Origin of the sequence: Ottowia sp. VDI28 (genome assembly GCF_049532675.1) — a bacterium.
Classification (GTDB): domain Bacteria; phylum Pseudomonadota; class Gammaproteobacteria; order Burkholderiales; family Burkholderiaceae_C; genus Ottowia.
In genome coordinates this window covers 2,721,001-2,735,354 of the sequence record NZ_CP149820.1, presented here as the reverse complement: position 1 = coordinate 2,735,354, position 14,354 = coordinate 2,721,001, and the positions used below count along the sequence as shown (strand labels likewise).

Sequence of the window (14,354 nt, the reverse complement as noted above, 5' to 3'; positions counted from 1 at the left end):
TTTCAGGCAGTCTCGGCTCTACCCGAACGCCAGAAGCAAGCGACCCTGCTTGATCGTTGATGAAGCGTTGAAAATTCTTCGAGGATTCTTCAAGATTTATCACCAAACGCTGCCTGATAAGAAGCTATCGTCGGTTTCTCACCGTCCCGATGTTTTTTTCAGGCTCACCAGATGCGACTCGTCAGCTTCGTCCACCAGCGCCCAGGGCATGCCGCGCCCCAGCAAACCCGCCTTGGCGCTTTGCTGGATGCGGATTCCGTACTCGACCTGCAAGCAGCGGCTGAACAGGTACAAGGCTCCGCGGACCCTCGGCTCTGGTCCATGCTGTCATTGATCCGAGGTGGCGACACGGCGATGGGATTGGTGCGGCGGCTTATACAGGAAGCTCCTCAGACCGCGCGGCGCTCCCGGCAAGCAACGCAACTGATGGCACCATTGCCCATCCCGGAATCGATCCGGGATTTCGCCAACTACGAGTTGCACGTGCGCCAGGCCATCCGCTCCGCCATGCAACTGCGCGCGAGCGCCGCCGCCGATCCGCAAGCGGCCTTCGACGGATACGCCCAGGCTGGTCTGCTGGATGTGCCTCCCGTGTGGTACGAAATGCCGCTCTACTACAAGGGCAACCGCTTCAGTTGCATCGGGCACGACCAAACGGTAGAGTGGCCCGACTTCGCCGAGAAAATGGACTACGAGCTGGAGCTCGCTGTGGTTATCGGGCGTCCCCTCCGGAACGCAACACCCAAGGAAGCGATGGATGCCATCTTCGGTTACACCATCTTCAACGACTTCAGCGCCCGCGACATGCAGTCACGGGAAACGAGCTTTCGCATGGGGCCAGCGAAAGGCAAGGACTTCGACACAGGCAACGCCTTTGGCCCTTGCATTGTGACTCCTGATGAAATCGGCGATCCTTACAAGCTCCGCATGCGCGTACGGATCAACGGGGAAGAGCTGGTCGATACGGTGTCTGGGGGCATGCAGCATGACATCGCCAAATGCATTTGCCATGTCAGCCGGTCCGAAACGCTGTATCCCGGGGAAATCCTGGGCATGGGCACATTGGGCAATGGCTGCGGCTATGAATCGCTCAGTTTCCTGCGCGCAGGCGACGTCGTGGAACTGGAAGTGGAGAAAATCGGCATTCTGAGAAACACACTCGGTCACCGCCGATGATGAACATCAACCTGAAGCAGCTCAAGGCTTTCATTGCGGTTTACCAGACGCGGAAGTTCGGAACCGCGTCCGAGCGCCTGTTTCTGACCCACTCGGCTGTCAGCGTGCTGATCCGCCAATTGGAATCGGAGATCGGACAGAAACTTTTCGACCGGACCACCCGGAACCTGCGTCCGACAGCCGCTGCGCTCGACCTCTATCCGATTGCCGAGCGCATGCTGCGCGAACTGCATTCGATCAACGAACATTTCAGCAGCTACACCAAGGGCGCCCAGGGCAAACTGACCTTCGCAGCCACGCCGGTCATTGCCGTCAATGTCGCCTCGAAGGCCGTGGCGCTTTTCCAGGAGCAGTGCCCTGGCGCGCAAATCGTGGTGGAGGACTGCAACCCAGACGAGTTCCCCAACAGGCTCCTGTCGGACCAGGTCGACTTCGGGATCGGAACGCCCGAGCAATTGACCTCCGAACTCGAATGTGAGACTTTGATCAAGGGGTATCTGTGCGCGGTCATGCGCGCCAATGATCCCCTGGCACGCAACGAGGTGGTGCGTTGGACCGATCTCAACGATCAACCGGTCATTACCGTGAAGCCAGGGTATGGCATACGCCATTCAATTGACCGCGCGGTGGCGGAATCCGGGGCGCGGCTTCGCTACGCGCACGAGTTGATGCACCTGATGACAGCCCTGGCCTTTGCGGCAGAGGGCATGGGCGTGGCCATTCTGCCGTCGTCGCTCATGTCGCAGCTGAGATACCCGCAACTGGTCTCGCGCCGGCTGGTATCTCCGGTGGTCGTCCGGGACGTCCACGTAATCACCCGGCGCGGTGTCACCCTCTCGCCCATGGCCACTGAATTCCTGAGCTTCCTTCGCGCCGGCCTCGCAGAGGGGCGCATCCCGTTTTCGCCAGCGTTCTAACCCGCTTTCGACACAGACTCAACGCGCGGCACCGCGCTTTCGGTGTGCTTGCGGGGTTTCGCCAAAACCATGCCGGTGCCAACGTGAAAAAGCGGGGGAGACGAAAACCCCAGCATCTCGGAAATCTGGATGAAGCTGCGCTGTGAGGACGTGATGAGTTGCGCTGCCAGGTGCTTGCGGACTTGCTCCAGAATCTCACCGAATCCGACGCCCTCGCTCATCAGCTGCCGGTGCAGCGTACTTCGGTGGACCCCCAGGTGCATGGCGACTTGCTCAATCGAGCAACGCCCCAACGGCAGCAACACCGTGATCAGTTCTCGCACGCGGTCATGGGTAGAAACTGCGCCACGCGCCGCCAAGAGATGGTCCAGTTGCGCACGGGCTTGCCGGACCATTGCAGGATCGCTGGACTGCAAAGGCCGGTCCAAGGCCCTGCCTGAGAAAACGGCGCCGTTGAATTCCGCATTAAAGCGCACGGGCGCTGCCAGCACCCGCTGATATACCTCTCTCGGGCCTAGCTGCCCATGCATCACGTTCAGCCACTTGGGCTGCCATTCAGGCATCAAACTCCGCAGGGAACGCACCAGCATGGCCAGCCCCTGCTCGATCGCCTGCGGAATGCCCGCCACCCCGGGTGCCGCGTACTCCATGTACAGAACGGCGTTGTCCCCCGCCTCTTCCAGCCGCAGCACGAGAGAGTCGTTGTGCAGCGTGCGGTATTGGAACAAGGTTTGCAGCGCCCCCCGCAGCGTGGGTTCCTGCCGCAGGATAAGCCCGAGAAGTCCCAGCGTGGAAAGCTGATTAGCTTCGCCCATTTCCAACCCGAAACTGCGCACTCCACTGGCTTGCACCGAGTCTTCAAGCAAGCGGTATGCCCGCTCCAGGGGGATCAGCAGTTCCGGGTCATGGAGGCATTCCAGCGGAATCCCTGCCCGGACGAGCATGCGCCGCGGATCCAGTCCGTGCCGGCGGGCCACCTCGGGGTAGTGGCTCACGGATGCTGCGCGAATGAAAAACAAATGGCCTCCACAAGCATGCGACGTAATGGTAAGTGTATGCAACGCAGAGTTAAGCACAAGAGGCCGCGCCGCTGAAAAATCCAGTCCAGGTTCTCATAAGACAGGAGCGGTATTCCATGACGACATCTTCATCCGGGCCGCTGGGAAGCGTACTGCCACTGCCCCACCCCGCATCCCCTGCCCGCGTGGGCATGAGCCTGCAGGAATCCAGCTACCACAAGCGCCCGGTGCCCATGGCCCGCAAGGCCGATGCGCCCAACATCGTCATCATCATGCTGGACGACGCGGGCTTCGCGCAGGCCGATACGGTAGGCGGCCCGATCCATACACCCACGCTCACACGCATTGCCGACAGCGGCGTGCGCTACAACGCTTTTCACACCACGGCCATTTGTTCTGCCACCCGCGCCTCGCTGCTGACTGGACGCAACCACCACCGCGTGGGCAACGGAATCATTGCCGAGTTTGCCAGCGATTGGGATGGCTATACCGCCGAGATTCCCAAGAGTTGCGCCACCATCGCCGAAGTGCTGCAGGCTCACGGATATCGAACGGCCGCTTTCGGCAAGTGGCACAACACGCCAGTCGACGCGACCACCTCGATGGGGCCGTTCGATCGCTGGCCCACGGGCCATGGCTTTGACTACTTCTATGGTTTCATCGGCGGAGAAACCTCGCAGTACGAGCCGCGCCTGTATCGCAACACCACGCCGGTGGAACCCCCGCACGATCCCGCCTACCACTTAACCGAAGACTTGGCGGCGGACGCCATCCGCTGGCTGCGCGAGCGAGAGACGCATGCGCCCAATGATCCATTTTTCCTGTATTGGACGCCGGGCGCGGTACATGCGCCGCACCACGTGTTCAAGGAATGGTCGGATAAATACAAAGGCCAGTTCGACGACGGCTGGGACACCTACCGCGAAAAGGTGTTTGCCCGCCAGAAAGCCATGGGCTTCATCCCTGCGGATGCAGCCATCACGCCGAGGCATTCCGGTCTTCCTGCCTGGGAGTCCTTGAACGAGAAGGAACGCCGGTTCCAGGCGCGCCTGATGGAAGTGTTCGCCGGCTTTCTGGAGCATACCGACGTACAAGCCGGCAAGCTGGTGGACGAGCTGGAGCGCCAGGGCCTGCGCGACAACACGCTGATCTTCTACGTGTTCTCCGACAACGGCTCTTCGGCCGAGGGCATGACCGGCACGCTTGCCGAGCTCAATTCGCAAAACGGCATCCCCAATCGGCCCGCGCAACACATGGCTCTGCTGGGCAAGCTGGGCGGCCTGGATGCGCTGGGCAGCGCGAAGTTCGACAACCACTATCACGCAGCCTGGGGCTGGGCTGGCATGACCCCTTTCCAGGGAACCAAGCTGGTCGCCGGCTACTTTGGCGGCACACGTGTGCCATTGGCGGTCTCCTGGCCCAAAGCGATCCCGCCCGACCGGCAAGTGCGCCCACAGTTCCACCATGTGAACGACATTGCCGCCACCATCTATGACGTGATCGGCGTGCCCGCTCCCGAGGTGGTGTACGGCCATGCGCAGGAGCCATTGGATGGCGTGAGCATGCGCTACACCTTCGGTAGCGCCACCGCGCCCGGCATCAAGCAGACCCAGTACTTCGAGGTGCTGGGCAGCCGGGGGATCTTCCACCAGGGCTGGATGGCTTCGGTCTGGGGACCGCGGACGCCCTGGGTGGCCGATAACAACCCCTACAAAGGCTGGAACCCGCGAGACGATACGTGGGCGCTTTATCACGTTGAAAAGGACTATTCGCAAGCCCACGACCTCGCAGCGCAAGAGCCTGAGCGCCTGGAAGAGCTGAAGCAGCGCTTCGATGCAGCCGCGCGAGAGAACCATGTCTACCCTCTGGGCGCGGGCCTGTGGACGCTCCTGCATCCGGAAGATCGCCCAGGCCCTGGCGGCGCTACTCAGCATTTCAGCGCCGATCACCAACGCGTTCCTGAAATCATGGCACCCAATCTGCGCGCCCGGAGCAGCGTGGTGCGCGTGGAACTCGAGACCAGGGCGGCCGCGGAAGGTGTGCTGTACGCACTGGGCGGTGTGGCTGGCGGTGTATCGCTCTATATCGCCGACGGGCACGTGGTCTATGAATACAACGCCCTGATGCTCAAGCGCACTGTGATGCGCGCGCCGAAAGCGCTGGAGCCTGGGCGCCACACCATCGAGGTGCACACCACGGTGGTCTCCAAACAGTTGGGTACGCCAGGCAGGCTCAGCCTGCACATTGATGGAGAAAAAGTGGCGGAAGCCCTTCTTTTCTACACCGTGCCCATGTTGTTCACCGCGACGGAGACCTTCAACGTGGGCAAGGACCTGGGCTCCCCCGTGGCGCTGGATTACTTCGACCGCGCGCCCTTTCCCTTCAACGGCGTGATTCACGACGTGCAGGTGAGCTACCCCTCTTCCCCCTGATCCCCTCGCCTCAACCTTCCAAGGAGACATCATGGCCTTTGCCTTCGAAAAAATCGACACTGCTCTCATCGACGTGGACACCCTGCCCTGGATGCCATTCACGCCCTATGCCGACGACGCGTTCCTCAAGCTGATCAAGGTGAATCCCGTCAACGGCGAATGGGTTACGCTTCTGAAGATTCCAGGGTACATGCAACTTCCCAAGCACCACCATTCGGGCACGGTGATGGTCTACACCATCTCCGGCAGCTGGAGATACCTGGAGCACGATTGGGTCGCTACCGCGGGTAGCTTTGTCTATGAAACGGCGGGCTCGCAACATACGCCTGCCGGCGTGGGCGACGACGACGTATGCACTCTCAACATCGTCGTGGGAGATTGGAACCTGATCGGCCCCGAAGGCCAGGTGTTGGCGATCGAGAACTGGAAATCCATGATGCAACGGTACCTGGACTATTGCCAAGCCAACGGCGTGGACCCAGTGGATGTGAGTAGTTTCGACGCAAAATAGCCGCCACCCCATGCATGCCTACGAAATAGCGGACGCTCGCGCGGCGTCCGACGACACCCGCGTCAGCGCCCGGTCATGGATGGTGTTCGCCTTGACCTTCGCGCTCATGCTGCTGGACTTCATCGACCGCCAGATCGTGACGTCGATGTTTCCCTATCTGCAGGCGGAATGGCAGCTGTCTGACAAACAACTGGGGGGCCTGACTTCCGTGGTGGCGCTGACGGTCGCCCTGGGCACTCTCCCGATCGCCGTGCTGGCGGACCGTTGGGGGCGCGTGAAGGCCATCGTGGCCATGGCCTTGGTGTGGAGCGGCGCCACGCTCGCCTGCGGTGCCGCAAGCAGCTACAGCATGCTGTTGATGGCGCGCGCCAGCGTGGGTCTGGGCGAAGCAGGCTACGGCCCGGCCGGCGCGGCGATCCTGGGAGGCATCTTCCCCAAACGCTTGCACAGTGCCATATTCGGCGCATTCCAGGCTGCCGGGGTACTGGGTGGCATTCTGGGCGTCATGCTGGGCGGGTGGTTGGCGGCGAATTACGGCTGGAAAGCCGCATTTGGCGTGGTAGCGGTGCCGGGCATCGTGCTGGCGCTTTGCTATCTGTGGGTGCGTGATCCAGGGCAGACGCCCGCGCAAGCCTCTACTGTCTCGTTCTGGAGCGCGCTGAAAAGGGCGTTTATCCTGTTCAAGAAGCCGATCGTCCTTTGGGCTTGCGTCGGCGGCGCCTTGCAGTTGTTCGTGGTGCTGTCGCTGTATTCCTGGCTACCCAGCTTCTTCCATCGCAGCTATGGCGTGCCAGCCAGCAAGGCCGGCACGTATGCGGCAGCGATCATCCTGTTGGGCGCCTTGGGATCAGTGGCGTGGGGCTATGCGGTGGATCGCTGGGGACGCGGCGACTTTGGCCGCCGTCTCCATATGGTGGCACTGGGTTGCGCGCTGTGCGGCGGATTCCTCATGACAGGCTTCATCCTGATGCCAATCGGCCAATGGCAATGGGTTTGCCTCATGGTGGGGGGTTTTTGCGCCACGTGCTCCATCGGGGCCGTACCGGCCGTGGTCATGGAGGTGGCGCACCCGGGCATACGCGCCACAGCACTGGCGCTGGTGGCCATGGCGCAAAACCTGTTCGGTCAAGCCCTGGGGCCGCTCAGCACCGGAATGTTGTCGGACACCCTGGGGCTTGATAGGGCCCTGGGCCTGGCTTCCACAGCGGCCTTGCTGGCCGCTGGGACGTTTGTCTGGGCCGGTATGGCGCACCGCCGCATGGCACAAACTGGCAACTGAGCCTCCCAGGCAGCGCCACCCGCCGGCCGCTCCTCCTGCGGTGGCCGAGCCGCCGATTTGTGAATGTTCTTCACCAACCGGCGAGAACTATTCGTTTTACGAAATGCGCGCACGCGGCTGTAATCGTCTCGTTGCGCTGCCAATGAATTGCATCGAAATGGACTTGCAAACGGCAGCGCGGTCATTCACAAACGAGGACCATCATGAAGATTGCAAGTATTCGCCGCGACGGACATGTTGAACTGATCGTCGAGCTACCGGGACGAGGCGCCGCCCTGATGAGCGATTTGTACAAGCAAGCGCAATTGAGCTCACCGCCAACCAGCATGCAGGCGCTGATCGAGCGGGGAGACCCGGAAGTGGAAAAACTTAGGGCGTCGCTCTCCAGCAGCGCAGAGAAGCTCCCCCTGGTGAACCTGGACGGCGCCGAATGGCTCGCGCCGCAGCCTCGGGCCGGCAAGATCCTCGGGATCGCTGTCAACAACCGGCACCTCAACAAGGTGGCCTTTCGCGTACCCACGCATCCGATGATCTTCATGAAATCGTCGAGCTCGCTGACAGGCCATAACAAACCCATCGAGATCATGGACGATCACGGCTACACCATTCCTGAACCCGAACTGTGTGCCGTGCTCGCCAAAGGCGGGAAGAACATTCCGGAAGACCAGGCGCTTGCTCATGTCTTCGGCTATACGGTGACCAATGACATCACGGCCAGTGGCGTGAAGTTCACCATGGATTCGGTCGCCCTGAATATTGGCGCGGACAAGATGCGGCCCCATCACACCGTGTGGAGAGAAAAGCATGGCCCCGAGGACGGCTATCTCTATTTCACCTATCACACACGCTCGAAATCTTCCGACACGTTCAGCCCCATGGGGCCCTGGTTAACCCTCGCCAAGGACGTTCCCGATCCAAACAAGCTGGCGGTTCGCAGCTGGATAGACGGCGAGCTCTACACGGACGACAACACAGCCAACTACCTGTTCCCCATTCAGCGCTGCATTGCGGAAGCCAGCCGGTTCCTGACGCTGGAAGCTGGGGACATCATCCACTTCGGCACGGCGGGCGCCTCCACGCCGAAATTCCCCATGGGAAACCGGTCCGTGAATCTGTTCGAGATGCCGGGCTCAAAGCTGGACGTGGAAATAGCAGGCCTCGGGACATTGAGCAATGTGATCGCACGTGTCTGAACAGACTGCAGGGAGCCTATCCATGGATCTATTCGAGGGTATCGACCATATCGACATGGCCGTTGAAGACGTGGAAGCCAGTGCGGCCTTCTATGAAGGTATGGGCTTTCGCGTCACGCGGAGAACCGATCATGCGGGAGGTGCGGTCGAGTTGCGGTTCCCGGGTGAAGGCCGGCAGCCGGTGCTGGAACTCATTCCATGCGTCAAACCCGATGGCACCCGGATCGCCACGCCGGGAATCCGGCACATCGGGCTGCGCTGCAAGGACATCCGCGCGGCCCATTCCGAACTCAGCCAGCGCGGCTATCCATTCAAGAACGAGCCGAAGTACGTGGCTGTCACAGAACGCTGGCTGGCGAACACGACCGATCCCTCCGGTGCCATCGTGCAATTGGTGGGAGTCCAGCAGTCTTAAGCAGTTTTCGCCTCATGATGGCAGGAGATACTCCAATGAACCGAGACAATTTCAACGATAGGCGCCGCGTTCTTCGCGCCGCCTGTGCCTTGGGCATGGCAGGTACATGGCTGCACCCGACCGCGGCCCGCGCGGCTGCCGGGTTTCCCATTTCGGGCAAACCGATCCGCATCATCGCGCCTAGCGGAGGCGGAGGCCCCACGGACACGGTAGCGCGCATGCTGGCTGAGCGGTTGGCTCCGTCCTTGAAGGTGCCCGTCATCGTCGACAACAAGCCGGGCGCAGTGGGCTCCATTGCATTGAATTTGACTGCAAAGGCACCTCCTGACGGCCATACGCTCCTGGTCGGATTCGTATCGGCCAATGTCATTTTCCCCCTGCTGAACCAAAAGCTCCCGTTCGATGCGCGCAAGGACTTCACACCGATCACGCAGGTGATGTCTGGCGGAGTCAATCTGATGGCCAACCCGGCCCTGCCGGCCAACAATCTCAAGGAGTTCATCGCCTATGCCAAGAAGCAGCCGAAGCCCATCAGCTACGGTTCATTCGGCAGTGGCTCCACGGCGCATCTGGCCGGGGAATATCTGCAGATGCTGACAGGCATCAAGATGGTTCACATTCCCTACAAGTCCGCCACGGCCTTGACGAATGACCTGGTAGCCGGCCATGTGATGGTGGGCTTCACGGACACCACGTCCGCCGCCGCGCAGGTTCGCGCCGGAATGCTCAAGGGCCTCGCACAGACCAGCTCGGTACGCGCGCCAGCACTGCACGATGTCCCCACGATCGAGGAACAGGGCGTTCCTTTCTCGGCGCCAGCCTGGAACGGCATTTTCGGGCCGGCCCAGATGCCCCCCGACGTCGTGGAGCGATTGAACCACGAGATTGTTCAGATCCTGAAGGCGCCGGAGCTCAGGGAACGTTGGATCAGCGCGATTGGATACCCCCTGCCCCGACAACCGCCGGGGAGTTCTCGAAGATCGTCGAACGCGACTTCGAAACCTGGAAAAAAGTGATCGATTCTGCGAAAGTAACGCTCGACTCCTAGCCGCATGAGGGCTTCATCGCCCAGGTAACGGCGCCGGCCAGGCGAGCAGCGACGCTGCTTACCTGTGGCCTCCATGAGGACCGCTGCCGCTAACCTTTGACCTGTCCCCAGACCTTCTCCAGCCTCTTCACGCTCACAGGTTGGGGAGTCCGCAGTTCCTGGGCGAAGAAACTCACGCGCAACTCTTCCAGCAGCCATCGCAGCTCCTGCAAGCGCGCATCCTGAACGCCCTTGCGCTCCGCTACCAGGCGCCAGAATTTTTGCTCCTGTGCCCGAGCTTCGGCCATGCGCTGCGTGTCACGCGCAGGGTCGGCACGGAGCTTGTCCATGCGCATCTGAATCGCCTTGAGATAGCGCGGAAAGTGCTGCAAGGCGGCCCACGGCGTGTCGTGCAAGAAACGCTTGCCGATGAGGCGCTGCAATTGCTGCTGGGCATCCGCCACGGCGTCGGGCGCGTTCTTGGTGTCCTTGAGTTTCCGCGCCACGGCGGCGTACTCGGTCAAGATGCCGCCCGCCAGACGGGCCACTTCGTTGGCAATCAAGGTCAGCCGGCCCCGGCCCTCATCGACTCGGCGGGCGAAGCTTCCGGCGTCCTGCGGCAATGGATCTTGCAGGAAAGCACGGTCCAGCGCGACGTCGATGATCTGCTGGCGCAACTCCTCTGGAGTGCCCAGGCTCATGTAAGCGACACCCATCTTTTGCAGATCGGGAATGTTCTTTTCCAGATACTTCAGCGCTTCCTTGACCTGCAGCGCGATCAACCGGCGCAAGCCGACGCGGTGTTTGGCAGCAGACACCTCGGGTTCATCGAACACTTCGATCGTGACGGCATCGCCGCCATCAACCAAGGCGGGAAAACCGATCAGTGTTTGCCCCTTGCGGCGAATCTCCATCAGCTCAGGCAACTCGCCGAAGGTCCAGGCGGTGTGGCGCTGGCTGGCCGTTTTTTCGTCTACCAGCGCCTCTCGGGCCTCCGAGCGGGTTTCGCTGCGCTGTGCGGCTGGCTTGCGCTCCTCTGCGGCACGGGCTGGCGCGGCAGCAGGCGCACTGACTTTCAAGGCCGCCAATGCCTGGAAAGCGCCGCGCGCCTGCGAACCCAGTTCTGCCTTCAGCGCGGCAAGGTTTCGGCCAGTGCCCAACTGCCGCCCATGTTCGTCCACCACCACGAAGTTCATGAACAGGTGAGGGGGCAGCATGTCGAGCTTGAAATCCGTGCGCAATACCTGGAGGCTCGTGATGTCCCGCACCTGCTTGAGCAAGGCATCGGTCAAGCTGCCATGGCCGAATGCCTCGGGTGTTCCCAGCATCTCATTCAACCGCGCCGCACTCTCGGGCAGCGGCACGAAGCGGCTGCGCGGTTTCTGCGGCAGGCTTTTCAGAAGCGCCTGGATCTTGTCCTTTAGCATGCCCGGCACCAGCCATTCGGCACGCTCCTCGCTGACCTGGTTCAGCACGAAAAGCGGCACGGTCACGGTCAGGCCGTCCTTGGCATCGCCCGGTTGATGCAAATAGTTGGCAGCGCAATCCACGCCGCCCATGCGGACTACCTTGGGAAACGCGCTGGTGGTGATTCCAGCTGCGTCGTGCCGCATGAGCTCCTCGCGCGTCAGGCGCAGCAGTTCAGGTTGGGTCTTGCTGGCTTCGCGCCACCAGGCTTCGAAGTCGCGGCCATTGCTGATGCCCTGAGGAATTTGCTGGTCGTAGAAGGCGTAGATCAGCTCATCGTCGACGAGCACGTCCTGGCGGCGGCTCTTGTGCTCCAGCTCCTCGACCTTGGCGATGGTTTTCTCGTTGGCAGGCAGGAACGGCAGACGGCGCGCCCATTCTTCGGGCCACTCGCCCGCCACCAGCGCTTCGCGGATGAAAATCTCGCGCGCCGCATGTGGATCGACTTTGCTGAAGCTGGTGCGGCGGCCAGTGTATACGGGCAAACCATACAGGGTAGCGCGTTCGAGCGCGATCACGTCCTGGGCCTTCTTTTCCCAGTGCGGCGAGAGCAATTGTTTCTTCAGCAGGTGGCCGCCCAATTCTTCCAGCCATTGCGGCTCGATATTGGCAATGCCGCGCCCGAAAAGGCGCGTGGTTTCCACCAGTTCAGCGCAGACGAGCCAACGGCCCGGCTTCTTGCTCAGGTGAGCGCCAGGATGCCGGTAGAACTTGATGCCGCGGGCACCCAGATATTCGCCTGAATTCCCCCCGCCCTCTTCTTCCATCTTGCAGCCGATGTTGCCGAGGAGGCCGGCGAGCAGAGATTTGTGCAAGGCCTCGTAGCCGGCAGCCTGCGTGTTCACCTTCCACTTGTGCTCGGCGACCACCGTGTGCAGTTGCGTATGGATGTCACGCCATTCGCGCAAGCGGCGCACGCTGATGAAGTTCTGGCGCAGCAGATTCTCATATTGGCGGTTGCTGAGCTTGTGCGAGGAAGGTTCTTCGGCCTTTCCTGCCCTTGGGGCTGGAGGGGCCGCAGCGCCGCCGTCGAGGGTTTGCCGCGCGGCCGCCATCGCCAATGCGGCGCGCTGCGCCACCGGCAGCGCCGCGATGTTGGCCGGCATGCGGGGAGCGCTGGCCTCCTGTGCGGCCATTTCCCGCCGCGAGCCGGCGGCGTTTCCGCCACGGGCGTCCTGCAGCCACTTCCAAAGCCTCAGGTAACCGCTGAACTCGCTTTTCTCGTCATCGAACTTGGCGTGCGCCTGATCAGCCCGTGCCTGCGCCTCCAATGGGCGGTCACGCACGTCCTGCACACTCAGGGCCGACGCAATCACGAGCACCTCGTTCAGCGCACCGCGCTCCCGGCCTTCGATGATGATCCGGCCTACGCGCGGATCCAGCGGCAGGCGCGACAGCTCGCGCCCCAGGCCGGTCAGTTCACCCGCGTCGTCTACAGCCCCCAGCTCACCCAGGAGCTGGTAGCCATCGGCGATGGCACGGCCGGACGGTGCTTCAAGGAAAGGAAAATCTTCCACCCGGCCGCCGTCGCCCAACAGGTGCAGGCTCTTCATGCGCAGAATGACGCCGGCCAAAGAACTGCGCAGGATTTCCGGATCGGTAAAGCGCGGGCGGCCCGCAAAATCCTTTTCGTCGTACAGGCGGATGCAGATGCCATCCGCCACGCGGCCGCAGCGGCCGGCACGTTGGTTGGCAGCCGCCTGGCTGATGGGTTCCACCAGCAATTGCTCCACCTTGCTGCGATAGCTGTAGCGCTTGACCCTGGCGGTGCCGGCATCCACCACATAACGGATGCCAGGGACCGTGAGCGAAGTTTCGGCCACGTTGGTAGCCAGTACGATGCGTGGAGCACCGTGAGTGTCGAATACGCGATCCTGCTCGGCCTGCGAGAGGCGTGCGAACAGGGGCAAGACCTCGGCGCTCCGGGTGCCGGCGTGGTGGGCCAGATGCTTGCGCAAATGGTCCGCTGCTTCGCGGATTTCGCGCTCGCCGGGCAGAAAAACCAGGATGTCACCGGCGGGGCGGCCTGTCCAGAGCTCGTCCACAGCGTCGGCGATGGCATTGTTCAGGTCGTACTCACGGCTTTCCTCGTAAGGGCGGTAACGTTGCTCCACGGGGAAGGTCCGGCCAGACACCATCAGCACCGGGGCCGGGCCATTCCTGTTTTCGAAATGCCTGGCGAAGCGGTCCGCATCAATGGTGGCCGAGGTGACGATCACCTTAAGATCGGGCCGCCTGGGCAGGATCTGCCTCAAGTAGCCGAGCAGGAAATCGATGTTCAGGCTGCGTTCATGAGCTTCGTCGATGATGAGCGTGTCGTAGGCCTTGAGCAGCGGATCGGTCTGTGTTTCGGCCAGCAGGATACCGTCGGTCATCAGCTTGACCGAGGCCCCTTGCGAGAGGCGATCCTGAAAACGCACCTTGTAGCCGACGACCTCGCCCAGCGGCGTCTTGAGCTCTTCAGCGATACGCTTGGCCACGCTGCTGGCGGCAATACGGCGCGGCTGTGTATGCCCGATCAGCCTGCCTCGCTCGCCGGGCTTGGCATTCATGCGGCCACGACCCATGGCCAGCGCCATCTTGGGCAGCTGCGTGGTCTTGCCTGAACCGGTTTCGCCGCAAACAATGATGACTTGGTGCCGCGCCAAGGCCTCTTCTATCTCGGCACGGCGCTCGGAAACAGGGAGATTCGGGGGAACTCGATCTTCAAGGAAGGGGTGGGGTCGGTCATCGGGGTCAGAATTATCTTAGGTACTTACCGCATTCCCGCCCTGATGCCATCGAAAGGAGTCAATGTTGGTCAGTTGACCTCACCCTCGTTATTCCCGCGCAGGCGGAAATCCAGGGAGCCTGCCCAACCTCATCATCCTTGTGGTGATCCCCTGGATTCCCGCCTGCGCGGGAATGACGGAAATCTT

At 61.9% G+C, this 14,354-nt stretch carries 10 protein-coding genes; 8 read left to right on the top strand and 2 right to left on the bottom strand.

Going from position 1 to position 14,354, the window contains the following annotated elements; all coding sequences use genetic code 11:
- The first annotated feature begins 171 nt into the window (after positions 1-171).
- Both WJU18_RS13080 and WJU18_RS13075 read left to right on the top strand, forming a co-directional pair.
- Positions 172-1,176 (top strand): fumarylacetoacetate hydrolase family protein, encoded by a 1,005-nt coding sequence (locus tag WJU18_RS13080; protein ID WP_423460474.1) that lies wholly within the window; start codon positions 172-174, stop codon positions 1,174-1,176.
- Positions 1,173-2,093 carry a LysR family transcriptional regulator gene (locus tag WJU18_RS13075; RefSeq protein ID WP_423460473.1) on the top strand — a complete coding sequence of 307 codons (921 nt, stop codon included), beginning with the start codon at positions 1,173-1,175 and terminating at the stop codon, positions 2,091-2,093. The genes WJU18_RS13080 and WJU18_RS13075 overlap by 4 nt, the downstream gene beginning before the upstream one ends.
- Here WJU18_RS13075 and WJU18_RS13070 read toward each other — a convergent pair.
- Positions 2,090-3,088 (bottom strand): AraC family transcriptional regulator ligand-binding domain-containing protein, encoded by a 999-nt coding sequence (locus WJU18_RS13070; RefSeq protein WP_423460472.1) that lies wholly within the window; start codon positions 3,086-3,088, stop codon positions 2,090-2,092. The genes WJU18_RS13075 and WJU18_RS13070 overlap by 4 nt on opposite strands.
- A gap of 140 nt (positions 3,089-3,228) precedes the next feature.
- On the opposite strand from WJU18_RS13070, the gene WJU18_RS13065 reads away from it, so the two are divergent.
- The 6 genes from WJU18_RS13065 to WJU18_RS13040 all read left to right on the top strand — a co-directional run bounded on the left by WJU18_RS13065 (position 3,229) and on the right by WJU18_RS13040 (position 9,958).
- Positions 3,229-5,544: a sulfatase-like hydrolase/transferase gene (locus WJU18_RS13065; RefSeq protein ID WP_423460471.1), complete on the top strand. Its 2,316-nt coding sequence runs from the start codon at positions 3,229-3,231 to the stop codon at positions 5,542-5,544.
- A 31-nt stretch (positions 5,545-5,575) separates the two neighbouring features.
- Positions 5,576-6,055 (top strand): 2,4'-dihydroxyacetophenone dioxygenase family protein, encoded by a 480-nt coding sequence (locus WJU18_RS13060; protein ID WP_423460470.1) that lies wholly within the window; start codon positions 5,576-5,578, stop codon positions 6,053-6,055.
- A 10-nt stretch (positions 6,056-6,065) separates the two neighbouring features.
- The gene (locus WJU18_RS13055) at positions 6,066-7,334 is read left to right on the top strand and encodes an MFS transporter (RefSeq protein WP_423460469.1); all 1,269 of its coding nucleotides are present in this window, start codon (positions 6,066-6,068) and stop codon (positions 7,332-7,334) included.
- Positions 7,335-7,537: 203 nt separating this feature from the next.
- Positions 7,538-8,527: a fumarylacetoacetate hydrolase family protein gene (locus WJU18_RS13050; RefSeq protein WP_423460468.1), complete on the top strand. Its 990-nt coding sequence runs from the start codon at positions 7,538-7,540 to the stop codon at positions 8,525-8,527.
- 22 nt (positions 8,528-8,549) lie between these two features.
- Positions 8,550-8,942: a VOC family protein gene (locus WJU18_RS13045; protein WP_423460467.1), complete on the top strand. Its 393-nt coding sequence runs from the start codon at positions 8,550-8,552 to the stop codon at positions 8,940-8,942.
- Positions 8,943-8,977: 35 nt separating this feature from the next.
- Entirely contained in the window at positions 8,978-9,958 is a 981-nt protein-coding gene (locus tag WJU18_RS13040; RefSeq protein WP_423460466.1) for a Bug family tripartite tricarboxylate transporter substrate binding protein, read from the top strand.
- A gap of 121 nt (positions 9,959-10,079) precedes the next feature.
- Here WJU18_RS13040 and hrpA read toward each other — a convergent pair whose 3' ends face one another.
- Positions 10,080-14,084: an ATP-dependent RNA helicase HrpA gene (gene hrpA / locus WJU18_RS13035; RefSeq protein ID WP_423460465.1), complete on the bottom strand. Its 4,005-nt coding sequence runs from the start codon at positions 14,082-14,084 to the stop codon at positions 10,080-10,082.
- Positions 14,085-14,354 lie beyond the last annotated feature (270 nt).